Annotated in this window: 27 protein-coding genes; 9 read left to right on the forward strand and 18 right to left on the reverse strand. The window is 64.1% G+C overall.

Going from position 1 to position 24,664, the window contains the following annotated elements:
- Positions 1-145: 145 nt before the first annotated feature.
- The 6 genes from I6F16_RS09200 to I6F16_RS09225 form a co-directional block, all read right to left on the reverse strand.
- The gene (locus I6F16_RS09200; protein ID WP_225112164.1) at positions 146-586 is read right to left on the reverse strand and encodes a DUF1801 domain-containing protein; all 441 of its coding nucleotides are present in this window, start codon (positions 584-586) and stop codon (positions 146-148) included.
- Positions 587-597: 11 nt separating this feature from the next.
- Positions 598-801, reverse strand: coding sequence for a hypothetical protein (locus I6F16_RS09205; RefSeq protein ID WP_036007290.1), 204 nt, complete (start codon positions 799-801; stop codon positions 598-600).
- Complete coding sequence (locus I6F16_RS09210) at positions 798-1,265, reverse strand: SRPBCC domain-containing protein (RefSeq protein WP_225112115.1); 468 nt, start codon at positions 1,263-1,265, stop codon at positions 798-800. Before I6F16_RS09210 ends, I6F16_RS09205 begins: the two co-directional genes overlap by 4 nt.
- Entirely contained in the window at positions 1,262-1,585 is a 324-nt protein-coding gene (locus tag I6F16_RS09215) for a metalloregulator ArsR/SmtB family transcription factor (protein WP_157281764.1), read from the reverse strand. Before I6F16_RS09215 ends, I6F16_RS09210 begins: the two co-directional genes overlap by 4 nt.
- A 218-nt stretch (positions 1,586-1,803) precedes the next feature.
- Positions 1,804-2,253 carry a DsrE family protein gene (locus I6F16_RS09220; RefSeq protein WP_225112116.1) on the reverse strand — a complete coding sequence of 150 codons (450 nt, stop codon included), beginning with the start codon at positions 2,251-2,253 and terminating at the stop codon, positions 1,804-1,806.
- A gap of 39 nt (positions 2,254-2,292) precedes the next feature.
- Positions 2,293-2,913 (reverse strand): hypothetical protein, encoded by a 621-nt coding sequence (locus I6F16_RS09225; RefSeq protein WP_225112117.1) that lies wholly within the window; start codon positions 2,911-2,913, stop codon positions 2,293-2,295.
- Positions 2,914-3,234: 321 nt separating this feature from the next.
- Between I6F16_RS09225 and I6F16_RS09230 the strand changes: the two genes are divergently transcribed.
- The gene (locus tag I6F16_RS09230) at positions 3,235-4,800 is read left to right on the forward strand and encodes an SUMF1/EgtB/PvdO family nonheme iron enzyme (protein ID WP_225112118.1); all 1,566 of its coding nucleotides are present in this window, start codon (positions 3,235-3,237) and stop codon (positions 4,798-4,800) included.
- A 17-nt stretch (positions 4,801-4,817) separates the two neighbouring features.
- A complete protein-coding gene (locus tag I6F16_RS09235) occupies positions 4,818-5,264 on the forward strand; it encodes a DUF4399 domain-containing protein (protein WP_225112119.1) in 447 nt (148 codons plus the stop codon).
- On the opposite strand, the gene I6F16_RS09240 is transcribed toward I6F16_RS09235, so the two are convergent.
- The 10 genes from I6F16_RS09240 to pqqA form a co-directional block, all read right to left on the reverse strand.
- Positions 5,265-6,320: a 2-oxoacid:ferredoxin oxidoreductase subunit beta gene (locus tag I6F16_RS09240; RefSeq protein ID WP_225112120.1), complete on the reverse strand. Its 1,056-nt coding sequence runs from the start codon at positions 6,318-6,320 to the stop codon at positions 5,265-5,267. It lies immediately after the preceding gene.
- A complete protein-coding gene (locus I6F16_RS09245; RefSeq protein WP_225112121.1) occupies positions 6,317-8,164 on the reverse strand; it encodes a 2-oxoacid:acceptor oxidoreductase subunit alpha in 1,848 nt (615 codons plus the stop codon). Before I6F16_RS09245 ends, I6F16_RS09240 begins: the two co-directional genes overlap by 4 nt.
- A complete protein-coding gene (locus tag I6F16_RS09250; protein WP_225112122.1) occupies positions 8,134-9,933 on the reverse strand; it encodes an FAD-dependent oxidoreductase in 1,800 nt (599 codons plus the stop codon). The genes I6F16_RS09245 and I6F16_RS09250 overlap by 31 nt, the downstream gene beginning before the upstream one ends.
- 240 nt (positions 9,934-10,173) lie before the next feature.
- On the reverse strand, positions 10,174-10,851 hold the full coding sequence (locus I6F16_RS09255) for a DUF4286 family protein (RefSeq protein WP_036027271.1): 678 nt from the start codon (positions 10,849-10,851) through the stop codon (positions 10,174-10,176).
- 13 nt (positions 10,852-10,864) lie between these two features.
- Positions 10,865-11,851, reverse strand: coding sequence for a prolyl aminopeptidase (gene pip, locus I6F16_RS09260; RefSeq protein ID WP_225173624.1), 987 nt, complete (start codon positions 11,849-11,851; stop codon positions 10,865-10,867).
- Positions 11,841-13,022, reverse strand: coding sequence for a pyrroloquinoline quinone biosynthesis protein PqqE (gene pqqE, locus I6F16_RS09265; protein ID WP_225112124.1), 1,182 nt, complete (start codon positions 13,020-13,022; stop codon positions 11,841-11,843). The genes pip and pqqE overlap by 11 nt, the downstream gene beginning before the upstream one ends.
- The gene (pqqD, locus tag I6F16_RS09270) at positions 13,019-13,330 is read right to left on the reverse strand and encodes a pyrroloquinoline quinone biosynthesis peptide chaperone PqqD (protein ID WP_036027261.1); all 312 of its coding nucleotides are present in this window, start codon (positions 13,328-13,330) and stop codon (positions 13,019-13,021) included. The genes pqqE and pqqD overlap by 4 nt, the downstream gene beginning before the upstream one ends.
- Before the next feature lie 11 nt (positions 13,331-13,341).
- Positions 13,342-14,121 (reverse strand): pyrroloquinoline-quinone synthase PqqC, encoded by a 780-nt coding sequence (gene pqqC / locus I6F16_RS09275; RefSeq protein WP_057026050.1) that lies wholly within the window; start codon positions 14,119-14,121, stop codon positions 13,342-13,344.
- Complete coding sequence (gene pqqB / locus I6F16_RS09280; RefSeq protein WP_225112125.1) at positions 14,118-15,047, reverse strand: pyrroloquinoline quinone biosynthesis protein PqqB; 930 nt, start codon at positions 15,045-15,047, stop codon at positions 14,118-14,120. The genes pqqC and pqqB overlap by 4 nt, the downstream gene beginning before the upstream one ends.
- Before the next feature lie 130 nt (positions 15,048-15,177).
- On the reverse strand, positions 15,178-15,258 hold the full coding sequence (pqqA, locus tag I6F16_RS09285; RefSeq protein WP_007595659.1) for a pyrroloquinoline quinone precursor peptide PqqA: 81 nt from the start codon (positions 15,256-15,258) through the stop codon (positions 15,178-15,180).
- Positions 15,259-15,520: 262 nt separating this feature from the next.
- Here pqqA and I6F16_RS09290 point away from each other — a divergent pair, with 262 nt between their 5' ends.
- The 6 genes from I6F16_RS09290 to I6F16_RS09315 all read left to right on the forward strand — a co-directional run bounded on the left by I6F16_RS09290 (position 15,521) and on the right by I6F16_RS09315 (position 20,274).
- Positions 15,521-15,778 (forward strand): hypothetical protein, encoded by a 258-nt coding sequence (locus I6F16_RS09290; protein ID WP_036007354.1) that lies wholly within the window; start codon positions 15,521-15,523, stop codon positions 15,776-15,778.
- 208 nt (positions 15,779-15,986) lie between these two features.
- Positions 15,987-17,387, forward strand: coding sequence for an amidase family protein (locus tag I6F16_RS09295; protein WP_036027256.1), 1,401 nt, complete (start codon positions 15,987-15,989; stop codon positions 17,385-17,387).
- A 2-nt stretch (positions 17,388-17,389) separates the two neighbouring features.
- Entirely contained in the window at positions 17,390-17,866 is a 477-nt protein-coding gene (locus I6F16_RS09300) for a glutathione peroxidase (RefSeq protein ID WP_225112126.1), read from the forward strand.
- Positions 17,867-17,877: 11 nt separating this feature from the next.
- Complete coding sequence (locus I6F16_RS09305; RefSeq protein WP_036007363.1) at positions 17,878-18,120, forward strand: DUF3297 family protein; 243 nt, start codon at positions 17,878-17,880, stop codon at positions 18,118-18,120.
- Positions 18,121-18,291: 171 nt separating this feature from the next.
- On the forward strand, positions 18,292-19,461 hold the full coding sequence (gene tarD / locus I6F16_RS09310) for a D(-)-tartrate dehydratase (protein ID WP_225112127.1): 1,170 nt from the start codon (positions 18,292-18,294) through the stop codon (positions 19,459-19,461).
- A gap of 525 nt (positions 19,462-19,986) precedes the next feature.
- On the forward strand, positions 19,987-20,274 hold the full coding sequence (locus I6F16_RS09315) for a GIY-YIG nuclease family protein (RefSeq protein ID WP_057026054.1): 288 nt from the start codon (positions 19,987-19,989) through the stop codon (positions 20,272-20,274).
- Positions 20,275-20,582: 308 nt separating this feature from the next.
- Here I6F16_RS09315 and I6F16_RS09320 read toward each other — a convergent pair whose 3' ends face one another.
- On the reverse strand, positions 20,583-21,935 hold the full coding sequence (locus I6F16_RS09320) for a malonyl-CoA decarboxylase (protein WP_057026055.1): 1,353 nt from the start codon (positions 21,933-21,935) through the stop codon (positions 20,583-20,585).
- Between the two features lie 224 nt (positions 21,936-22,159).
- Complete coding sequence (locus I6F16_RS09325; protein WP_225112128.1) at positions 22,160-23,050, reverse strand: helix-turn-helix transcriptional regulator; 891 nt, start codon at positions 23,048-23,050, stop codon at positions 22,160-22,162.
- A 53-nt stretch (positions 23,051-23,103) separates the two neighbouring features.
- Here I6F16_RS09325 and I6F16_RS09330 point away from each other — a divergent pair, with 53 nt between their 5' ends.
- Positions 23,104-24,276: an MFS transporter gene (locus I6F16_RS09330; RefSeq protein WP_225112129.1), complete on the forward strand. Its 1,173-nt coding sequence runs from the start codon at positions 23,104-23,106 to the stop codon at positions 24,274-24,276.
- Positions 24,277-24,664: the final 388 nt, after the last annotated feature.

The raw sequence follows: 24,664 nt of genomic DNA on the forward strand, positions 1-24,664 counted from the left end.
GCAGCGACGCCGGCAGACATAAGCTCACTGGGGTGAGGGGTATCTCTCCGCACTCTCCCGTGCCGATCGAGACCCCTCATCCGGCGCTTCGCGCCACCTTCTCCCGCAAGGGGAGAAGGAAGGCACTTGTGGCGGCCCATCGCGTCTACGAGGCTGATCGCTTCCCCGGCTTCTTCTTGCTCGCATTCAGCTCGACCGCCGCGCGGATAAGCGCCTTCAACGCCTTCTCGTTGATCGTTTCGCCCTCGCGAATATCGATCGCGCGGCGCACATTGCCGTCGAGGCTGGAATTGAAGAGACCTGCGGGATCCGCCAGCGCGGCGCCCTTGGCGAAGGTCAGCTTCACGACCTCCTTGTAGGTCTCGCCGGTGCAGATGATGCCGTCGTGCTCCCAGACGGGAACACCGCGCCATTTCCACTCTTCGACGACATCAGGGTCGGCCTCCTTGATCAGCGCGCGAACCCGCCCCAGCATCTCGCCGCGCCAGTCGCCGAGCTCCTTGATCCGGCCGTCGATCAGCTTGGATGGCGAGGCGGCACCTGCTTGCTTCGCGCTGCTCGTCTTCGCCGCCACGGGCTTCTTCATCATGGCCTCGTTCACGCGTTGCTGCGGCCGCGATAAGGCAGCGCGAACAGATAGAGCCCGGTCGCGAGCAGCGGAATCAGCGGCACCAGCGCCAGGAAGCCGATCCACACGGCCTCGACCTGCATCGTCATCGCCACGATGTTGGCGATGACGGCAAGCGTGAAAGCCATCGACAGCCAGCGATGAATCTGCCGAATCCACATAGGCGTGCTCATTGGGACCTCCTTTGAGAATGATCGGAATGGGTGGTGGAGCTAGCTCGCGCCAGCAAATCGTCCAGCTTGGCCAAAAACTGCTTCCAGCCGGCATGCGCGCCGCCGAACGCCTGTTTCTGCGTCGGGCGGAAGCCCGCCTGCTCGACGCGCAGATGCGTGCCCGCGCTCGTCGGCGTCAGCGTGAAGGTGACGATGCTCTTGAGGTCGAAGGCGGCGTCCTCATGCGAGAAATTCCAGGTGTAGGCCAGCGTCCTCTGCGGCTCGATGGTGAGCACCTCGCAGTCCAGCACGCCGCCCCATTCGCCGCGCAGATTGAAGCGATGGCCGACGACCGGCTTGAAGTCGTTCTTCATCAGCCATTCCTCGATCAGATGCGGCTGCGTCAGCGCGCGCCAGAGCCGCTCGGCGGGATAGGCAAATTCGCGCTCGATCACGACGGAGCGCGTCTCGGCGTGGGCGTTCATTGGTCCATCCTCTTCAGGAGATCGTCGAGGGCATCTAACCTTTTCTGCCAGAACCCGGCCATCTGGCCGGTCCAGTCGATCAGCGGATTGAGCGCACCGGGCTGCGCGCTGTAATGGGTCTGCCGTCCTTCGTGCCGGTCGCGAACCAGGCCCGCCTGCTTCAGGGCGCCAAGATGTTTCGACACCGCCGGCTGCGACACGCCGGATCGTGCCGTCAGCGCCCCGACCGTCTGCTCCCCCTCACGGCACAGCCGCTCGAAGATCGCTCGCCGGGTGGGATCGGCGAGCGTCCTGAACAGAAGGTCGGGGGTGGGAGGCATGAAAAATCCATAACCGGGAGGTTATGGGTAGATTCATAACTGTGGAGTTATGGGTAAGTCAAGTCCGACGGGCGCTGCGGCGCCGCCATACTCCCCCGTCATTGCAAGCGCAGCGAAGGCAATCCAGAATCTGTCCGCGGAGGCTGTCTGGATTGCTTCGTCGCAAGGGCTCCTCGCAATGACGCGGAAAGGGCTGCGCCAGCCATCGCCGTGCCCGCCTACGGCCGCAAATACAGATACCCCTGCGACTGCAGCTCGGCGAGCCGCACCACCCCGCCGTTCTCGGCGTTGACGAAGCCTGGCAGCAGCTCGCTCAGCGTCACGTTCTGCGCTTTCATCGTGTTGCCGCAGGCGGCGAGCTCGATGCCGCCCTGGGAGAAGTCACCGACGCGCTTGCTGACGTCGGGGTTGGCCTGCGCCGAGTGAAACGCCTTCAGCGCCGGGCCGTGGATCACCAGCGCGATCGTCACATGCTCTGGGCCGCCGACCCCGTCGATGTGGTTCTGGATGTTTCCGAGCACGAAATGGACCTTCTCGGCGTCGCTGAGATGGTAGGCGACTTTCAGCTTGCTACTCGCGCTCACTTCCGTCGCGGCTCTGGCGCCGGAGGCGCCGAGTGCTGCGCCCAAAGCCGAGACGGCGCTCCACAAGATGCTGCGGCGGTTCATGGCATTCTCCCTGGATTGCCTGACATTGCCGCAGGCATATCACTTGTGGCGCAGCGCCGCGAGTTCCTTGCGGTCGGTCACCAGCGAGGCGCACTCGCGATTGTCGGCCCGGTCGAGCCGGAAAATCTTGTCGTCGGCGCCGGCGGTCAGCGAATGCTCGGCGTCATCGTCCGGCTTGTTGTTCTGCCAGACCCTGACACGTTCGAGCCGGACGATCGCGGACTTGTCGTCCTTGGAGAGCGCAACGCCGATGCCGCCGCCATCGCAGTCGACGCCGCAGCCGAGGCGCACCTCGTCGCTGCTCTTTGTGAATACGGCGTGGTTGCACGAGCCGCTGGAGTCGAAATCGCCGCTGCGATGACGGTACCTGAAGCCGAGGCGGAAGGAATGGTGAAGCTCCTTGTCCTCCTTGTCGAATTCCGCGGAGATCAGCAGCTTCATCGCGGCGACCTTCTGCTTCGGATGCCGCGCCAGATGGTCGGCATCGTAGCGGCGGACGAAGCAGGCATAGGCCTTGTCGCCGGGAGGCTTCGCATACATCCGCGTATTGAAGGTCTCGGCCTCGGCCTTGCTGGCCTCGCGGATATCGTCGACTTCCTCGGCGCGGCCGACGCTGGTCAGCGCAGCAAAAGTGAGGGCAGCAAGGATGACGAGCTTCATAAGGGCCTCGTGCACACGACAATTTCGTCGCAGCAGGACAGAGCTGCTGTCTGTTAGACGCAGAATTGGTGATCCGCGTTCAACCGTCGCAAGCCGCTCGAGCGGTGGTCGCGGTGCGGATTCGCGCAACTCGCTTCACGCTCCGCCTTAGTCACTGATGGGCTCGAGAAGGTTCAAGCGGTGAAGCGGGCGGCTCTTCGGAACTTGAAGCCTGCAATCGCTGCGACATTGTCTCGGTTCGTCAATGTGATAGCCTTCACAGACGATCGCCTTTGGCGGTCGTAGGCTGGGGCTGCCTTGTAAGTTTGTGGAGTCCCCCGCATGGGCGAAATTCGCAACTTCAGACCCGGAAATCCCGACGAGCCGCCGCCGCACAGCGGAATGCCTCGCCGTCTCGCCGCGATCATCGTCGGCGATATCGTCTCCTACAGCCGGTTGATGCAGGCCGACGAGGAAGGCACGCATGCCCGCGTCAAGCGGATCGAGCGCGACATCATCCAGCCCAGCATCATCGAGCACCATGGAAGTCTGGTGAAGACGACCGGCGACGGCTTCATCGCCATATTCGACAGTCCCGTGGAAGCCGTTCGATGCAGCATCGTCATCCAGCAGAATCTCGTCGGCCGCAACGCCTCCATTCCCAAGCATTCCCGGCTCGAATATCGGATCGGAGTCAATCTCGGTGACGTCATCGTGGAGCCGGACGACATCTATGGTGACGGCGTCAACATCGCCACGCGTATCGAGGGCATCGCGGAGCCGGGGCAGGTCTTCATATCCGGCGCGATCTACGAGCAGATCAAACACAAGATCGTATGCGGCTATGAGTCGCTCGGCGACCGCAAGGTCAAGAACATCACCGATCCGGTGCGCGTGTATCGTGTGCTGCCGGACGCTGATGCGGTCGGCAAGACAAGAAGCCGGCGTGAGAACGTCCTGCTCTTTCTTCTGATCACGGCATTGCTGGTGATTGCCGGCTACGTGCTTTGGTACGTGCTGGTGCAGCACCGCAGCCAGGTGGGGCAACAGGCTGCCGCTCCCCCGATCGCGGCGCCGTTGGCTTCGCCGGCGCCGCAGTCCGTTCCGTCGTTACCGAGCCCGGCAGCACCGGCGCCACAAGCCGCACCCGCGGCTTCTCCGTTGCCCACAACGGTGCCACCGCCCGCAGCATCGCCTTCACCGTCTCCGGCATCCAGTCCATCGGTGACGCCGGTCCGGGAACCCGAAATGATCGCCATTCGTGGCGGCAGCTTCGCGATGGGAAGCAATGACGATCCGACCGAACGACCCGTCCATCAGGTCACGATCAAGCCGTTCTCGATCGGAAAATATCCGGTAACGGTGCAGGAGTGGAACGAATGCGCTGCCGCCAAGGCGTGCGGATTCACGGCCACTGGCAAGGACGATGCCCCGGTCAGCAATGTGAGCTGGACCGATGCGCAGCAATATGTCGCCTGGCTCGCGCAAGCGACGAAGAAGCCCTACCGGCTTCCCAGCGAAGCCGAATGGGAATATGCGGCACGCGGCGGGACACAGACCAAATATTGGTGGGGCGACAAGCTCCAGCCGGGCATGGCGGGCTGCAAGGATTGCGGTGAACTTGCGGCCGAGCAGCCGGCCAAGGTCGGCAGTTTCAAGCCCAATCCATTCGGGCTTTACGACATGGGCGGCGGCATCGATCAGTGGGTCGCAGACTGCTGGCACCGGACGTATCAGGGCGCGCCCAGCGACGGCTCGGCGTGGACTAGCCCTGACTGCGGCTCTCATGTCCTGCGCTCAGGCTCCTGGAAGAACGATTCGAGATATGTGCGGCCGTCAAACCGCGGTGGATACGACACCGGCGTCCGTTACCCCACGCATGGATTCCGGATCGCGCTCAGTCCGTAGGTACTGGAGTCAATTTGATGAAGATCGTTTCCTGTATCGCGCTCGCGGCCGCCATCGCATTGCTCCCCGGCGCGGCCTGTCCGCAAGGCAAAACTGCGCCAAAGGACGCCAAGCTTTATTTCATCTCGCCGTATGACGGCCAGAAGATCCGTGGTGGGTTTTGGGTCCGGTTCGGCCTGCGCAACATGGGCGTGACGCATGCCGGTGACGACTACCACAATGCCGGCCACCATCATCTGTTGATCGATGTGAAAGACCCCATTGATGCCAAGGAGCCGATTCCGCAGGACAAGTCCCATCTGCATTTCGGAGCCGGACAAACCGAAACGTTTCTCGAGCTTCCGCCGGGCACGCACACGCTGCAACTGGTGCTTGGCGACGCCAAGCACTATCCGTTCGAGCCACCCGTCGTGTCGGAGAAGATCACGATACGCGTTAGGCCGGCGGCATCAGCGCGAAGATGATCACCGCAGGCTGGCGTTGATCTTGTCCAGCACCGCCGAGCCCGGGCAGAGCGTGTCCGCCTCCAGCGCGTTGAGCGGCGTCTCGACCGTGTTGAGATGCTCGTGCAGGTCTTCGGCCTCAGGGTCGACGTACAGAAGACCGGTGACGATCTGGCCCTTGGCGGCGTGCCTTGCTAGGAAGGTCTGGGCGCCCAGGCGGTCGTGCGGATCGTAATCCGCATCGATCTTGCGCAGCGCGATCTTGCTGCCGTCGTGCTGCTCGACCACCTGCACCGTGCCGGGCGCGTAGTCCACCGCAATCGGGTCGCGGCCGACCAGCACGTCGAGCCGGTTCACGGCGTCATTGTGCTCGCGGACATAGTCGAAGCTCTTGGTCGAGCCGGCATGGTTGTTGAAGGCGATGCAGGGGCTGATCACGTCGATGAAGGACGCGCCCTTGTGGCCGATCGCGGCGGCGATCAGCGGCACCAGCTGGCTCTTGTCGCCGGAGAACGAGCGCGCCACGAAGGTGGCCCCTAACTGCAGCGCGATGGCGACGAGGTCGATGGCGTTGTCGGTGTTGGTGACGCCCTTCTTGCTCTTCGAGCCGCGATCGGCGGTCGCCGAGAACTGGCCCTTGGTCAGGCCGTAAACGCCGTTGTTCTCGACGATATAGGTCATGTTGACGCCGCGCCGGATCGAATGCGCGAACTGCCCGAAACCGATCGAGGCGGAATCGCCATCGCCGGAGACGCCGAGATAGATCAGCTCGCGGTTGGCGAGGTTGGCGCCTGTCAGCACGGATGGCATGCGGCCGTGCACGGAATTGAAGCCGTGCGAATTGCCGAGGAAATAGTCCGGCGTCTTCGACGAGCAGCCGATGCCGGAGATCTTCGCCACCCGATGCGGCTCGATCGAGAGCTCGTAGCAGGCTTCGATGATCGAGGCCGTGATCGAATCGTGGCCGCAGCCCGCGCACAGCGTCGAGATCTTGCCCTCGTAGTCCCGATGCGTGTAGCCGAGCGCGTTCTTCTTCAGGCCTGGATGATGGAATTTGGGCTTTGCGATGTAGGTCATGACACGGCCTTGCGGAGCGGGGTCACCTTGAGGTGGTCCTGGTGGTCGCCAATGGCTTTGGCGATGAAGCGGGCGGTGATCGGCGTGCCGTCGTAATGCACGATCGGCACCAGCCGGACGGGATCGATGCCGTTCTCGTTGACGATGAGCTGGCGCAGCTGGCTGTCGCGGTTCTGCTCGACGACGTATACGAAATCGTGCTCGGCGAGGAAGCTGGCCACGCTGGAATGGAACGGGAAGGCGCGGATGCGCAGACGGTCGAGCTGATGCCCGCGCGCTTCCAGCAGGCCGATCGCCTCGTCCATCGCCGGCGAGGTCGAGCCGAAATATATCACGCCATATTTGGTCGGCCGTTCCGCATTGGCCTGCAGCGGACGCGGCACCAGGTCCTGCGCGGTCTCGAACTTGCGCATCAGGCGCTGCATGTTGTCGGCGTAGACCGTGCCTTCCTCGGAGTAGCGCGCATAGCGGTCCCGCGACGTGCCGCGGGTGAAGTAGGAGCCCTTGGTCGGATGCGTGCCGGGATAGGTGCGGTAGGGAATGCCGTCGCCGTCGACGTCGAGATAGCGGCCGAAGTCGCGGCCTTCCTCCAGCATCGCCGCCGTCATCACCTTGCCGCGGTCATATTGCCTGGCATCGTCCCACTTCAGCGGGCGGCAGAGCCGGTGGTTCATGCCGATGTCGAGATCGAGCATCAGGAAGATCGTCGTCTGCAGCCGCTCGGCGAGATCGAAGGCGGCGGCCGCGAACTCGAAGGCCTCGGCCGGGTCCTCGGGGAACAGCAGCACATGCTTGGTGTCGCCATGCGAGGCATAGGCGCAGGCGATGATGTCGCATTGCTGGGTGCGGGTCGGCATGCCCGTGGAGGGGCCGGCGCGCTGGATGTTCATGATCACGGCCGGAATCTCGGCAAAGTACGAGAGGCCGATGAACTCCGTCATCAGTGAGATGCCGGGGCCGGAGGTCGCCGTGAAGGCGCGGGCGCCGTTCCAGGACGCGCCGATCACGATGCCGATCGACGCGAGCTCGTCCTCGCCCTGCACGATCGCGTATTTCGCCTTGCCCGTTTCAGGATCGTGCCGGTACTTCTTGCAATGGGCGGTGAAAGCCTCGGCCACCGACGAGGACGGCGTGATCGGATACCAGGCACACACGGTGGCGCCACCATAGACCGCGCCGAGCGCGGCGGCGCTGTTGCCCTCGATGAAGATGCGGTCGCCGACCTTGTCGGACTTCTTCACGCGCAGCCCAATCGGACATTTCAGGTTCTGCAGCGCCCAGTCGCGGCCGAGATGCAGCGCATGGACGTTGGAGGAGAGCAGCTTCTCCTTGCCTTTGTACTGCTCGCCGATCAGCTGCTCGATCAGCTTGGGGTCCATGTCGAGCAACGCGCTGAGCGCGCCCAAATAGATGATGTTCTTGAACAGCTGTCGCTGACGCGGATCGGTATAGGTCGAGTTGGTGATCGCAGTCAGCGGCACGCCGATCACTGTGATGTCGTCGCGGAATTTGGTCGACGGCATCGGCTTGGTGGAATCGTAGAACAGGTAGCCGCCGGGCTCGATGCCGGCGACGTCCTTGTCCCAGGTCTGCGGATTCATCGCCACCATCATGTCGACGCCGCCGCGTGCGCCGAGATGGCCGGCTTCCGTCACGCGCACCTCGTACCAGGTCGGCAGGCCCTGGATGTTGGAGGGGAAGATGTTGCGTGGGCTGACAGGCACGCCGTGGCGCAGGATCGCGCGCGCGAACATCTCGTTGGCGCTGGCCGAGCCCGAGCCGTTGACGTTGGCGAAGCGGACGACGAAGTCGTTTACGCTGCTGATCGGCTTTTTGTCGGACATGTCGAACCTGCGTGGGTCATCTCGATGAAATATTTCTGCATGTCCCAGGCGCCGGTGGGACAGCGCTCGGCGCACAGCCCGCAATGCAGGCAGACATCCTCGTCCTTCACCATCACCCGCCCGGTCTTCAGGTCCGAGGAGACGTAGAGGTCCTGGTCCGGATGCGCGGAGGGCGCCTTCAGGCGCTGGCGCAGATCGCTTTCCTCGCCGTTGGCGGTGAAGGTGATGCAATCCATCGGGCAGATGTCGGCGCAGGCGTCGCACTCGATGCAGAGCGAGGTCGAGAACACGGTCTGCACGTCGCAGTTCAGGCAGCGATGCGCTTCGCCGAGCGCTAGCTTCACGTCATAGCCGAGCTCGACCTCGGCGCGGATGTCCTTCAGCGCAACGACCTTGTCGCGATGCGGTACCTTATAGCGCTTGTCGGGCGAGATGTCGTTGTCATAGCTCCATTCGTGGATGCCCATCTTCTGCGAGGAGATCTGCACCTCCGGCAGCGGCCGTTCGTCGACCGCTTCGCCCGAGAGCATCTTGTGGATCGACAGCGCGGCGTCATGGCCGTGCGCGACCGCCCAGATGATGTTCTTCGGGCCGAACGCGGCATCGCCGCCGAAGAACACTTTCGGATTGGTCGAGGCGAAGGTCTTCGGATCGACCTTCGGCATGTGCCATTTGTCGAACGCGATGCCGCAATCCTGCTCGATCCAGGGGAAGGCGTTCTCCTGACCGACCGCGACCAGCACGTCGTCGCAGGGAATGGTCTGATCGGGATCGCCCGAAGGCACCAGATTGCGGCGGCCTTTGGCGTCGTATTCGGCTTTGACGTGCTGGAAGGTGACGCCGATCAGCTTGCCGGCGACATGCTTGAAGGCCACCGGGACCATGTAGTTGAGGATCGGGATATCCTCGTGGATCGCGTCTTCCTTCTCCCAGGGCGAGGCCTTCATCTCGTCGAAGCCGGAACGCACGACCACCGTGACTTTCTCGCCGCCGAGCCGGCGCGCGGTGCGGCAGCAATCCATCGCGGTGTTGCCGCCGCCGAGCACGATCACGCGCTTGCCGATCTTGTCGACATGGCCGAACGACACGTTGGCCAGCCATTCGATGCCGATATGGATGTTGGCGGCGGCCTCTTTCCGGCCGGGAAGCTCGAGCTCGCGGCCGCGGGGCGCGCCGGAGCCGACGAAGATCGCGTCGTATTTCTCCGCGAGCAGCGCCTTCATGCTGTCGATGCGGTGGCCGCCTTTGAACTCGACGCCGAGACCCAGGATGTAGCCGGTCTCCTCGTCGATCACCGAATTGGGCAGGCGGAATTTCGGGATCTGCGTGCGCATCATGCCGCCGGCTTCCGGGTCGGCGTCGAACACGGTGCAGTGATAGCCGAGCGGCGCGAGATCGCGCGCCACCGTCAGCGAAGCGGGACCGCCGCCGACCAGCGCGACGCGCTTGCCGTTCTTCGGCCCGGGCTTCGGCAGCCGCTGCCTGATGTCGTCCTTGAAATCCGCGGCGACGCGCTTGAGGCGGCAGATCGCGACAGGGTTTTCCTCGACGCGTCCGCGCCGGCACGCCGGCTCGCAGGGACGATCGCAGGTGCGTCCCAGAATGCCGGGAAACACGTTCGATTTCCAATTGATCATGTAGGCATCGCTGTAGCGGCCTTGGGCGATCAGTCGGATGTATTCGGGAACCGGGGTGTGCGCAGGACAGGCCCATTGGCAATCGACCACTTTGTGAAAGTAGTCGGGGGCCGCGATGTCGGTCGGTTTCATTCCTACCCTGTCCGCGCAGGTCCGAAGACCCCGCGGCCTTTTTTGTTTGAGCTTGGCGAGCGCTTAACGCGCTTTGATCTGGTTTCTGAATGACGTCATTGGGTTAGCTTATTAGAACCGTTCCGAAGTACAACGGCAAATTTGCGCGCGTCACCGCTTTCATGGGAGCTACGCGTGCACGGCATTAACGCGCGGCGCACGAGATGCGTGCGGTGCAATATGCTGCGATGCGGATGCCGTTCAGCCGCGCGCGACATCGCTCTTGGCGAGGTCCCACATCAGGCAGTAGGTGCCGACGGAGATGGGGAGCGGGAAGGGCGCCGCAGCCGGGCCGGTGAAGCGCTCGGCGATGACGGCGGAGACCGCATTGACATGCGTGCCGTCGATCAGCACGAACCAGTCGCGCGCGCCCTCGTTGCGCACCGCCGGAATTCCCGCCGTTGCGCCCGACAATTCCGGCTCGCTTTCGAGCAGGTGCATCGAGATGATGCCGTCGCGGTCCTGCGGCGCCAGCTTTTCTTGCAGCGCATCACGCCACGCACCGGCGTTGTCGGGCGTCGGCCGCAGCCGCACCAGGCCGAGCGACGCGCCGCGGCCAGTACCCTTGCTGATTGTGATGCGCGCGACCACGCGCAGCATGTCCCTGAAGCGCGCCATGGATCGCCGCGACCATTCGGTCTGGTCGGCGAGGCGCGCCCGGTAGGCGGGGCTGTCGAGCACGCCGAGCGTTTCGGTCGAGTACAGCGAGAGATATTTGGGGTTGGCGGCATGCGCGACATAGCGCCGCGCTTCGAGAAATCCGTCGATTGCGACACGCTCTTCCAGATGCTCGCGATCGTACCAGCGGTTGAAATCGGCCTCGTCCGCAGCGTCGATGTTCATCGACGTCAGCAGCATGCCCTTTCCGGCGAGCGGCATTCTTCTTGTCCTCTCATCGCCCGATCTTCGACGCAAGGTCCGCGATCGACTTCATGACCGCGTCCCTCACGCCGCCATCATAGAGCGAATGCCCGGCTTCTTCCACGATGCGAAGCTCGGAACCGGGCCATACTTTCGCAAGGGCCTGCGCTGTCGCGGGAGCACACAACAGATCATAGCGCCCCTGCACGATCATGCCGGGAATGCCGTCGAGCCGGCCCGCGTTCCGCAGCAGCTGGTCCTCGTTCATGAAGCTGTCGTTGATGAAATAATGCGCTTCCATGAACGGCGTCGCCGGCAATGTGCGCCAGACGTTCAGCCCGGCGAGGTCGAGCCGCGTCCGTGCCGGCTTGTGCTCGGACAAGACGCGCTCGGTGTCGTGCCAGGCCTTCGCCGCCGGGCCATGCACGGCAGGGGCGCTATCGAGGATGCGGCGCCAATAGGCATCCACCGGCCGGTCGCGCTCCTCTGGCGGCAGCACGCTGAGGAAATCCTCGTACAGCGCCGGATGGAATTGCGACAGGCGCGAGGTGAAGGCCGTCTCGACTTCTGCTCGCGTGCCGAGAAACGTCGCGCGCAGCGCAATGCCCGAGACGTGCTCGGGATGCGCCTCTGCATAAGCCAGCGCCAGCGTCGCGCCCCAGGAGCCGCCGACCACCATCCACCGTTCGAAGCCGAATTTTTCGCGGATCTTTTCCATGTCCGCGATCAGGTGCGCAATGGTGTTGTGCTCGCGCGATCCCTTGGGCCGGCTGCGGCCGCAGCCGCGCTGGTCGAACAGCACGGCGCAGAAGCGGTCGGGATCGAACAGCCGGCGATGGTCGGGCTGGCAGCCGCTGCCGGGCCCGCCATGCAGATAGACCGCGGGGATGCCGTCGCTGCGGCCGACGCTCTCGACATAGAGCTCATGGCCGTCGCCGACGTCGAGCATATCGGAGGTCAGCGGCGCAAAGGGATCAGTGCGTTTGGCCGCTGTGCCCGCGTCGGCGTCAGGCGTCATTCTCGGATTCCAGGGTGCCGCCGGCGAAGTTGCGATAGAGGAAGCGGCTGGTGTCGCCTGCGGCCTCGGCTTCCGCCTGCTTGAAGATGGTCTCGTGCAGCGGCGACAGCGCGCAGGCCGGGTCGGTGTTGGCGGCGTCCCCGGTCAGCGCGAAGGCCTGGCAGCGGCAGCCGCCGAAATCGATCTCGCGGAACTCGCAACTCTTGCACGGCTCCTTCATCCAGCCGGTGCCGCGATAGCGGTTGAAGGCCTCCGAGTTCTGCCAGATCCAGGCGATCGAATGGTTGGAGCGCACCGATTCGAAATCGAGCCCGGTGATGCTCTCGGCGGCATGGCAGGGCAGCACCTTGCCGGCGGGCGAGATGTTGAAGAACTGCCGGCCCCAGCCGCCCATGCATTTCTTCGGCCGCAGCGCGTAATAATCCGGCACCACGTAGTCGATGGTCAGTCGGCCCTTCAGCCGCTCGCGCGCCTCCTCAACGAGGCGGGTACACTCATCGAGCTGCGCCACGGTTGGCATCAGCGCGGCGCGGTTCTTCAGCGCCCAGCCGTAATATTGCACATTGGCGACCTCGAGCCGGTCGGCGTCGAGATCGAGCGCCATCTGGATGATGTCGGGCAACTGGTGCAGGTTCTGCCGGTGCATCACCGCGTTCACGGTGAGCGGCAGGTCGAGCTCGCGCGTCCATTTCGCGACCTCGAGCTTCTTGCGGTGGCCGCCTTTGTAGCCGGCGACGCGATCGGCGAGGCCGTCTTCGATGCCCTGGAACGAGATCTGCACATGGCAGAGCCCGGCATCTGCGAGATCGCTGAGCCTCTCGCGCGTCAGCAGCACGGCCGAGGTGATGAGATTGGTGTAGAGCCCGGCGTCGCTGGCATGCTTGACCAGCTCGACGAGATCTTTCCGCGCCGTCGGCTCGCCACCGGAGAAATGCACCTGGAGCACGCCGATCTCGGCGAGCTCGCTCAGCACCTTTTTCCACTCGTCCGTCGTCAGCTCTTTGCCAGAGCGGTCGAGCTCGACCGGATTGGAACAATAGGGACATTGCAGCGGGCAGCGATGAGTGATCTCGAGCAGCACCGCGAGCGGGATGCCGAACGTCTCCGCCGTCGAGCGCTGCTTTTCCAGCACCGCGAGGCTGTCGCTGGGCGGGATGGTCACGTCGCTCATGACGTCTTCTCCCTGATCTCGGTGAGAAAGCCCTTGTCGGCGAGATCCTGCAGCATGGCGATGACGTCGGCCAGGATCGCCTCGCGCGGCGCTGCATACTTTGCAACGAGCTGATCGGCGACGTCGCCGACATTGCGCTCGCCGTTGCAGAGTTGCAAGACCTCGACCGCGATCTCGTCCGGCGCTAGCACCCGCTCCGGCGCCAGGATCACCCAGACCTTGCGGGTCTCGTCGTATTTCAGCTTGGCATGCCGCGGCAGCACGGGGCGGCTTGCCTCGCTGACGCTGATGTTTCGCGGCCCGGCCATTGCTTTAATCCTCAGCTCGCTTTGGGCACGAACGCGCCCGGCGGAATGTGGCCCTCGACATAGGCATGCTGGAGCGCATCCAGCTGCACCCACAGCACGTTGGTCTTGAAGATCAGGGCGTTGCAGACCTGCGCGCGCTGCTCCGGCGTCGTGGCGTGCCTCTTGACATAATCGAGCGCGAAATTGGCGTCGCGCGGCGCCTGGGTCAGGCGGCGCTTGAAGTAGCTCATGATGTCGGGGTTGACGAAGTCGTAGTGCTCCAGCATGCCCGAGATGCGTTCTTCATGCAGGTTCGGCGCGAACAGCTCGGTTAGCGAGGAGGCGATCGCCTCCAGCGGGCTTTTTTCGCGGCAGTAGTGCACATAGGCTTCGACCGCGAAGCGCGTCGCCGGCAAGATGCCTTCGGTGGATTCGACGTAAGCGGTGTCGAGCCCGAGCCCTTCGGTCAGCTTGATCCAGCGCTCGATGCCGCCTTCGCTGCCGACATCGCCGTCATGGTCTTCGATGCGATGGCGCCATTCCAGCCGCGTGGCGCGGTCGCGGAAGCGCGAGATCACCACCGCGTCCTTGATCGGAATGGTGCTCTGGTAATAGTAGCGGTTGAGCGCCCACGCCTGCACCTGGCCCTTGTTCAGCTTGCCGCCATGCAGCAGCTTATGGAACGGGTGCAGGCTGTGATAACGCGTGGCGCCGATGTGGCGCAGCGTTGCCTCGAGCTCCTCGGCGGAGTTGAGCTTCAAGTCCTTGCCGATCGAGAGCGCGGTCATTCCAGTCAGTGATGCGGCGTTCACAGCACGATCTCCGTTCCATCCGCGGGTATCTGCCAGCCCGCCTCCTCAGTGAGCTTGCGCTCGGGCGAGCCGGGCAGCAGCGCCGGATTCGAGTTATTGATATGCAGAAACAGCTTCCTGTCGATATTGAGATCGGCCAGCCGGGCGATGGCGCCGTCCTCGCCGGACATGGCGACATGGCCCATGCTCTTGCCGGTCTTGTGGCCGAGGCCAGCCCTGATCATCTCGTCGTCGCGCCAGACGGTGCCGTCGAAGAACACCAGTGAAGCGCCGTCGATCTCGGCCTTGAGCGCGTCGGTCACCTCGGCACAGGCCGCGATGAAGTAGAAGAACTTGCCCGTGACCCTGTCGGTGATCTTCAGGCCCAGCGTGTCGCCGTCGCCGCTCTCGCCGCCCGGATGCACCTTGCCTTCGAGATACCAGGCCGACTTGCCCGGCACGGCAAAGGGCAGCACCTCGAGCCCCGAGCGCGCACCATCGGGCAGCCGCGGCTCGAACGGCTCGCGGATCGCGATCGGCTGGCGCCGCACGTTCTTCTCGTTCAGCACGTTGAAGATGCTGTTGGAGCTGAGGATCGCCAGCACCTTCTCGTGCGCATAGATCGTGAAGGGCGAGCCTTCGCGCATCGACAGCAGGCCGGCCACCGCATCGACTTCGCTGTTGGTCAAGATCACGCCCGCAATCGGCGTGTGGCGCAGCGCGCCCGCCTTTGGGTGCAGCTGCGGCGTGGCGTTCAATTGCTGGCGAAGATCGGGGGAGGCGTTGATCAGGAACCAGTGCTCGCCGTCGCCACTGAAGGCGACCGAAGCCTGGGTTCGAAACAGCTCTTGTCCCTTCGCACGAGCCGCGCGGCAGCCTTCGCAGCCGCAATTCCACTGCGGAACTCCGCCGCCGGCCCCGGCGCCCAGGACGACGACGCGAAGCATGATCCGTCTCCTGGAGGCGAATTGGCGAGGTGGATCTCAGGCCGAGACAGTTTCGGACAAGGTTTCTCTCTGCCGGAAACGTATCGTGACCGAAAGAACCACCTGCGCAGAACGCGTTTCCACCAGCCGCTTACTTGCGGGTGGCGCTCACATACATATTGATTTCCATGCCGCAGGGCACTTCGACGATCTTAGGGGCTTTCCAGGCCATTTGGCTCTCCATTTTCGCGAATTCGGACGTATCCGCCCATTGGACAAATTAGTGCGGACGGCAAAGTTCGCCAGTGAAATTTTCCCGACCTAGGTAGTAGGCTGCGGGAATTGTTGCACTGCAAAGATGGCGTATTGCGGCCGCAAAGATGAGCGGATCAGATACGCAAAATTGCCGATAGGTCGTGATCCCTGTCGGGATAAACCAGTTGTGAGTAAGGACCGGCTTCTCATCGGCGACAGACGACCCCATTGGATCAGGCATGCCCAGATATTTCTTCAACACCCGCATCGGCGACGAACTGATCGTGGATCCTGACGGCGAGGACCTGCGCAACCCCGATCGCGCCTGGGAGGTCGCGCGCCAGATGATCCTTGAGGTCGTGAAGTCGGAAGGAACCCAGCCGGCGCTGCTGGAGGCCGTCATCGAGGTCACCGACGCCGACGGCGAGATCGTGCTGGAGTTTCCCTTCACCGAAGCGCTGCTCGACATGCCGGACCAGTCCGCGACGAGGCATTAGCCGGACCAGTCCGCGAGGTGGCAAGAGAGGCCCACCACTCCCTCCACGTCATTGCGAGGAGCCCTTGCGACGAAGCAATCCAGACTGCCTCCGCGGCGGCAGTCTGGATTGCTTCGCTGCGCTCGCAATGACGGAGGCACCCCCGCGAAATCCGCATGGCTTTGCCGCGTTCCCGGCGCTAAAAGACGCCTGTCATACGGAGCAAGCCATGCAAGATCTCTGGCGCCTGTCGGCCGCCGACCTCGCCACCCTCGTCAGGTCCAAAAAAGTCTCCGCCAGGGAGGCCGCCAAGGCCGGTCTCGCGCGGCTCGATGCCGTCAATCCCCAGCTCAACGCGGTGATCGACCACCGGCCGGATGACGTGCTCAAGCAGGCCGATGCCGTCGATGCCGCAATTAGCCGGGGCGAGGACCCCGGCGTCCTCGCGGGCGTGCCCGTCACCATCAAGGCCAATGTCGACCAGGAAGGCTTTGCCACCACCAACGGCCTCAAGCTGCAGCGCGACCTGATCGCGCGCGAGGACAATCCGGTGGTCGCCAATTTCCGGAAATCGGGCGCCATCCTGCTCGGCCGCACCAATTGCCCGGCCTTCTCCTACCGCTGGTTCACCACCAATCTCATCCACGGCGACACCAAGAACCCCCGCGACGCTTCGCTGACGCCGGGCGGCTCGTCCGGCGGCGCCGGCTCGGCGGTCGCGGCCGGCATCGGCCACATCGCGCACGGCACCGACATCGCCGGCTCGATCCGTTATCCCGCCTATGCCTGCGGCGTGCACGGTCTGCGCCCGACGCTCGGACGCATTCCCGCCTTCAACCCGGCGCTGCCGGAGCGCCCGATCGGTCCGCAGATCATGGCGGTCTCGGGCCCGCTGGCGCGCACGGTCAACGATTTGCGCATCTCGCTTGAAGCGATGTCGGCCCGCGACATCCGCGATCCCTGGTTCGCGCCGGTGCCGCTGCAAGGACCCGCACGGGACAAGCGCGCTGCGCTGTGCCTCAATCCGGGTGGCCTTGCCACCGCACCGGAGGTGAAGGCCGCGGTGAGCGATGCCGGCAAGCGGCTGGAGCGCGCGGGCTGGACCGTCGATGTGATCGAGGACACGCCGCCGATGCGCGAAGCGGTGGAATGGCAGATCAAGCTCTGGCTCGGTGACGGCTATGAGGCGCAGCTGGAGATGGCCGAGCGCGAGGGCGATCCCGGCGCACTGGCCTGCCTGCGCGGCAACCGCGCCAGGGTCACGCCGATGGATCAGGCCAATTACGCCAAGGCGCTGACCCGGCGAGCCACGCTGACCCGCGACTGGATGCTGTTCTTCGAAAAATACGCCGTGCTGCTGACGCCGGTCTCCGGCGAATTGCCGTTCCCCGACCATCTCGATCGCAAGGACGAGGATTCCTTCAAGCGGGTCTGGGAAGCGCAGCTGCCGCAGATCGCGATTCCCTTCATGGGATTGCCGGGCCTCGTGGTCTCCACAGGTCTCGTCGGCAGGGCGCCGGTCGGCGTGCACATCGTCTCTGGCCGCTATCGCGAGGATCTGTGCCTGCTCGCGGGCGAAGCGATCGAGGCCGGCGGCGTGCCGCCATCGCCGATCGATCCCGTGGGCTAGCGATGACCGCCATCTACGACTTCAAGGCCAACTCGCTGGCCGGCGAGGAGGTCGCCCTGCGGCGTTTCGAGGGGCAGGTGCTCTTGATCGTCAACACCGCGAGCAAATGCGGTTTCACGCCGCAATATCGCGGCCTCGAGGATCTCCATCGCGACCTCTCTCCGCGCGGCTTCTCGGTGCTCGGCTTTCCCTGCAACCAGTTCGGCACGCAGGAACCGGGGCAGGCGAGCGAGATCCAGGAATTCTGCTCGACCCATTACGACGTCACCTTTCCCCTGTTCGAGAAGATCGACGTCAACGGGCCGAAGGCGCATCCTCTGTACGAGTACCTGAAACGCCAGCAATCCGGGCTTCTCGGCGCCGCCATCAAATGGAATTTCACCAAATTCCTGGTGAACCGTGAGGGCCGCGTGGTCGCGCGCTACGCGCCGACCGCCCGGCCCGAAGGATTGCGCAATCGAATCGAAACACTGTTGTGAGCGAGACAATCATGAGCGACGAATTTCCGGACCGCCTGTCGGTCGACCCGAACAGCCCCTATTACAACGCGGAGATCCTGTCGCGCGACGTCGGCATCCGCTTCAAGGGCATCGAGAAGACCAATGTCGAGGAGTACTGCATCAGCGAAGGCTGGGTCCGCGTCACCGCAGGGAACGCCAAGGACCGCCACGGCAACCCGCTGACCATCAAGGTGCACGGTCCGGTGGAGCCGTATTTCAGGGATAAGAAATAGGCTTGACCTGAGCGCGCGCCGTTCGCTCCTCGTCATTGCGAGGAGCGCGCACTCTCTCCTCGTCATTGCGAGCGCAGCGAAGCAATCCAGGATCTTTCCGCCGAGGCAGTCTGGATTGCTTCGTCGCTTCGCTCCTCGCAATGACGATAATAACCACTGAAGGCCCACCCCATGTCCGTCCGCATCGTCGACGTCCGCGAAATTACAAAGCCGATCTCTTCGCCGATCCGCAACGCCTATATCGACTTCACGAAGATGACGACCAGCCTCGTCGCCGTCGTCACCGATGTCGTCCGTGACGGCAAGCGCGTCGTCGGCTACGGCTTCAACTCCAACGGCCGTTACGGGCAGGGCGGCCTGATCCGCGAGCGTTTTGCTCCGCGCATCGTCGAAGCCGATCCAAAGTCGCTGCTCGACGCGGCCGGCGACAATCTCGACCCCGACAAGGTCTGGGCCGCGATGATGACCAACGAGAAGCCGGGCGGCCATGGCGAGCGCTCGGTCGCGGTCGGCACCATCGACATGGCGGTGTGGGACGCGGTGGCGAAGATCGCGGGCAAGCCGCTGTTCCGTCTGCTCGCCGAACGCCACGGCGTCAAAGCCAATCCGCGCGTCTTCGTCTACGCCGCGGGCGGCTACTATTATCCCGGCAAGGATCTCTCGATGCTGCGGGCCGAGATGCGCGGCTATCTCGATCGTGGCTACAATGTCGTCAAGATGAAGATCGGCGGCGCTGATATCGACGAGGACCGCAGGCGCATCGAGGCAGTGCTGAAGGAAATCGGCAAGGACGCGCAGCTCGCCGTCGATGCTAACGGCCGCTTCAACCTGGAGACCGCCATCGCCTACGCCAAGATGCTGCGTGACTATCCCTTGTTCTGGTACGAGGAAGCCGGCGATCCTCTCGACTACGCGCTGCAGGCCGCGCTCGCCGAATTCTATCCGGGCCCGATGGCGACGGGCGAGAACCTGTTCAGCCATCAGGACGCCCGCAATCTGATCCGCTACGGCGGCATGCGCCCCGACCGCGACTGGCTGCAATTCGATTGCGCCTTGTCCTATGGCCTGTGCGAATACCAGCGCACGCTGGAGGTGCTGAAGACCCACGGCTGGTCGCCGAGCCGCTGCATCCCGCACGGCGGCCACCAGATGTCGCTCAACATCGCCGCCGGCCTCGGCTTAGGCGGCAACGAAAGCTATCCCGACCTGTTCCAGCCCTATGGCGGCTTCCCCGACGGCGTCCGCGTCGAGAACGGCCACATCACCATGCCCGAGCTTGCAGGCATCGGCTTCGAAGGCAAGTCCGATCTCTACAAGGAGATGCAGGCGCTGGCGGAGTAGGAGTATCGTTGGAGCGCGACGTCCGCGCCGCACGCTCCGTCATTGCGAGCGCAGCGAAGCAATCCAGAATCTTTCCGCGGAGGCAGTCTGGATTGCTTCGTCGCAAGAGCTCCTCGCAATGACGGTGGAGGGGCCACTGCCGCTCGCGGGCGTCTGGCCCGCAGCCCAATGTGCCGAATTGCGCGAGCTGTCGCCACACACTCCGTCATTGCGAGCGCAGCGAAGCAATCCAGAATCTTTCCGTGGAGGCAGTCTGGATTGCTTCGTCGCAAGAGCTCCTCGCAATGACGGTGGAGGAGCCACTGGCCGCTCGCGGGCGTCTGGCCCGCAGCCCAATGTGCCGAATTGCGCGAGCTGTCGCCACACACTCCGTCATTGCGAGCGCAGCGAAGCAATCCAGGGTCTTTCCGCTTCGGCAGTCTGGATTGCTTCGTCGCAACGGCTCCTCGCAATGACGCTGGCGAAAGCCTCGTAGTCATCTCCTGGTTGCGCTATTGTAGAAGCTGTCCTCAGCCGAGTGCGATCATGAAGCAACCCTGCGTGTACATGTTCGCCAATCGCCGCAACGGGACGATCTACACGGGCGTCACCTCTAATCCGCCGCGCCGCGCGTTCGAGCATCGCGAAGGACTGGTAAAGGGTTTTTCATCGAAGTACGGCTGCAAGCTCCTCGTCTGGTACGAGCTGCACGCGACCATGTCCGACGCGATTGTGCGCGAGAAGCAGATCAAAGGTGGCAGCCGGGCGAAGAAGCTTGCGCTCATTGAGAGCCTCAATCCGAATTGGGACGATTTGTACGAGACGCTGATCTGACCGGCAGGAGATCTGCGGCTACTCGGCGAGCCGCTGCCACGTCCTCCGTCATTGCGAGCGTAGCGAAGCAATCCAGGATCTCTCCCCGGAGGCAGTCTGGATTGCTTCGTCGCAAGGGCTCCTCGCAACGACGGGGAGGGAGCGGAAGTCATCCGGTCGTCGTCCGAGCCTGCAGCGGGCGGTCGTTGGGTTTCGCAAGCTGTCACCACATACTCCGTCATTGCGAGCGCAGCGAAGCAATCCAGAATCTTTCCACGGCGGCATTGCTTCGCTGTGCTCGCAATGACGATGTGGTAAGCGTCCGCCCCCTACGACAGCCGCATATCCAGCAGCCTTCGCCCTTCGCCCTTCAGCAGCTTCTTCACCGCGCTCGACGCCACGACCTCGCCGTCATTGGCATAGGCCTCGTGGTTCTTCTCGATGTCGTCGAGGCGGTAGAGGTAGTTGACCATGACGCCGGCGGACTCGCGCATTCCCTTGGGCGAGAGGTCGCCCAGCCAGTTGATGCGCTCCAGCCGAGCGCCGTTGCCGAGATGGAAGCGGGCGACGGAATCGATCAGCTTGCCCTTCGGCGTGCGCGCCTTGAGGAAATAGTGCGCCGCGAGCGGCTCCAGCACGGCGCGGAGCAGCGCCGCCGTCTCCGGGCTCTCGAACCATCTGGGATCGTCGAGGCGCCTCAGCACCTCGCGGTCCTCGTCCGACAGCGGCAGATCCTTGTCCTGCTTCACCCAGGCCATGAAGCCCGGCACCGGCGACAGCGTGACGAAGGTGTCGAGCTTCGGCAACTCGCGGCGCAGCTCTTCCACCACCTGCTTGATCAGGAAGCTGCCGAAGGAGATGCCGCCCAGGCCGCGCTGGGTGTTGGAGATCGAATAGAACACGGCGGTGCGCGCGCGCTCGATCGGCAGGTGCTGGCGGTCGACTGCGAGCAGGGGCTGGATCGCGCCGGGGATCGTCTCGGTCAGCGCCACCTCGACGAAGATCAAGGGCTCGTCCACCATCGCAGGATGGAAGAAGGCGTAGCAGCGCCGGTCGACCGGATCGATGCGGCGGCGCAGATCATCCCAGTCCGAGATCTCGTGCACGGCCTCATAACGGATGATCTTTTCGAGGATGTTGGCCGGCGTCGACCAGTCGATCCTGCGCAGCACGAGAAACCCCCTATTGAACCACGAAGAAAGAAGATGCGAGACGTCGCGGTCGAGCGCGGCGAGATCGGTGTGCCCGTTCATCATGCCGAGCAGATCGGCGCGCATGTTGACGAGATCACCAGTACCGCCGGGCGCGCGATTGAGCCGGCGGATCAATTCCTGCCGCCGCGGCTCGGAAGCGAAATGCAGCGAGCTTGCGTCTTCGTCGCTGGGCGCGGCCCGCCATGTCTCGATCGCCTTGGACAGGCGCTCCCGGTCGGGACCGAAATCGCGCACCAAGCCCTCGAAGAAGGCGCGGCGTGCCGCCGCGTCCAGCTCCCGGTAGATGTCGAGCACCTCGCGCGCCATCGCGGTGCCCGAGGCTTCGCCCCGGCCCGACAGCAGCGCATCGCAGAGCTCGAGCAGTCCGTCGGCATCATGCTTGGTATCGGCGGCGTCCCCCCGGCGAAGCAAGGTGCGGCCGCGCTCGGAGATGGTGGCAAGCAGGTCGGAGAAGAAGGCGTTGGCCATCGGGACTTTCGTATCAGGTCTGTGCGATGCGGCAAGCTTACACGGGATTTGGGTGCAAGCCGATCACAATCAAGCAGGCGAATGCGGCATCTTTCGCTCCGCCGTGCGTTTGGAGAATGAGGGCATGCCGGAACGGGTCGATGATATGCCGGGCAGTGCTCATTCCAACGCGCTGTCATGCCCCGGCTTGACCGGGGCATCCAGTACGCCGCAGCTTCTCGATTCTAGCCGAGCCGTCTCGGCGTACTGGGTCGCCCGGTCAAGCCGGGCGACGACACCGCGTGTGTTGCAAACTCCGTCGGCGTCCGACCCGTCACCTGGCGGAATGCGGCCGAGAACGCCGGCACGCTGGCATAGCCGAGCTGGGTCGCGAGCTGCTTCACCGACACGCTCGCATCCGTCGATATCCGCTCGATCGCCGCCGCAATCCTCGCGCGCTGGCACCAGCTCTTGAAGCTCAGCTGCGTCTCGCTCGAAAACAGCCGCGACAGCGTACGCGCGGAGGTTCCGACCGCGCGCGCCAGCGTGTCGATGTCGTGCAGGCCGGTGGGATCGTCGAGCACGATCATCGCGGCGCGGCGGCAGCGCGCTTCGCGCGGCAGCGGCACGAAAGTCGCGGAATCCTCGGCCTGGTGCAATTCCAGCATCACGAGGCGCACCAGGAGCTCGGTGCGCTCTTCGGTGTTGCGCCCGTCGAACAGCGCGAGGATCGCCTGATTGAGCAGCGGCGACACCCGCACCACGAATTCCCTGGTCAGGCCGTCATAGCGCTGCTCGCGCTTCAGCCAGGACAGGTCGAAATACAGCGTGCGCATCTCGATGTCGGCGAGCAGGTCGATGGCGTGCTCGAGCCCGGCCGGCACCCAGACCGCGCGGTCCGGCGGCACCAGCCAGCGTCCCCCGGGCGTCGTCACCTGCATCGTGCCCTTCGCCGCATAGATCAGCTGCGCCTCGCGGTGCATGTGCAGATCGATCCGTATCCCCTTGGGATAGTCGCGCGCGACCAGGTGCACGCCCGCGGGCGAGCGGTGGTTGCTCCGGACCGCCCGCAGGATTGGCGTTTCCAAGCTTGGTGTTTCCAAGATTGGCGTTTTCAAGACAGTCATTGGCGGCATCCCGTCATGGGGAGGACATATAACTCATTTCGGAGCAGGAGAGGATTCGGTAAATGAACAGCCCCAGTCGGGTCATCGGTTTCGTCAACGCAGGTCATTTCATCGACCACTATTCGATGCTGATCTTCGCCGCCGCTGTCATCATCATGGGCCCGGCGCTCGGCATGGCCTATTCGGAACTCTTGCCCTACGCGACGCCGGGCTTCGTTGCCTTCGGCGCCGGCTCGCTGCTCACCGGCTGGCTGGGCGATCGCTGGAGCCGCCGCCACATGATGCTGATCTTCTTCGTCGGCATCGGCCTTTCGATGATCGCGGTCGGCTTCTTGCAGACCCCCGTGCAGCTCGGCGCGGCGCTGCTTGCGATCGGCATCTTTGCGTCGATCTATCATCCCGTCGGCACCGCCATGATCGTGTCCTACGCCGACCGGCTCGGCCGCGAGATGGGCATCAATGGCGTCTGGGGCAATCTCGGCGTGGCGTCGTCGGCCCTGGTCACCGGCGTGATCGGCCAATATCTCGGCTGGCGTTTTGCGTTCATCGTTCCTGGCGCGGTTACGGTCCTGATCGGCATCGCCTTCGCGCTGAGCGTCGTGCATGAGGACCGCAAGGGCTCGAAGCAAGCGGCGGCGCAGGCGCGGGTGGCCAGGCAGGACATGTGGCGCGTGATCCTGGCGCTGCTGATCGTGGTGATCGCGATCTCCACGACCTTCAACGCCGTCACCGTGGCGCTGCCAAAGCTGTTCGCCGAGCGCCTTGCGGACCTGACCAAGAGCCCGGCGCTGTTAGGTGTCATCGCCGCCGGCGTCTACGTGTTCGGCGCGATGACGCAGTACACGATCGGCCGGCTGCTCGACCGCTACTCCCTGAAGACGGTGGCGCTGCCACTTTCCTTCATGCTGGCGCCATTCCTGTATCTGGCCGCGAGCCTGTCCAACCTGCCGCTGATCGTCGTTTCGATCGGCATCGTCATGGGTGCGTTCGGGCAGGTGACGGTCAACGACGCCATGGTCGGCAAATACACCACGGAAGAGTGGCGTTCGCGCGCCTATGCCGTGCGCTATTTCGTCGGTTTCACCGCGGCCGGCGCCTCCGTCGGTCTGGTCGCCTGGCTCTATGAGCGGGGCGGATTCGTCACCATGCTGCACGCCTTCGCCGCCCTCTGCCTGCTCGCCATCGCCGCCGCGCTGATCCTGCCGCGCGAGATCCGCACGCCGCAGGTGGTGTGAGGGAGACTCTCTCCACCGCATTGCGAGGAGCCCTTGCGACGAAGCAATCCAAATTGCCGCCGCGGAAAAATTCTGGATTGCTTCCGCCTTCGCCAAGGCTTCGGCGGACAAGTCGCTGCGCTCGGAATGACGGAGAATGAGGAGGCACCCTCGCCATGCCACCCACGATGCCATTCTGCCAGTGTTTTGCCCGACGGAGCAAGCCGTTTCGGCAAAGCCGAACTTTTTAAAAGTTTTCAACGGCATCCCTACTGTGCATGGGGTTGTTTTCGCGTTTGGCGTTTTTGCCCCCTCCGTCCCGTCGTGCGCGGCAGGAACTCCCGCCGCCTCCCGCGGGTTCTATCCCCGTGGCCCCGACAGCGGGGCCGGGTAAAGGGGAAATGACGCC

This window comes from Bradyrhizobium sp. IC4060 (assembly GCF_020193715.1).
In the GTDB taxonomy this organism is placed as follows: Bacteria; Pseudomonadota; Alphaproteobacteria; order Rhizobiales; family Xanthobacteraceae; genus Bradyrhizobium; species Bradyrhizobium yuanmingense.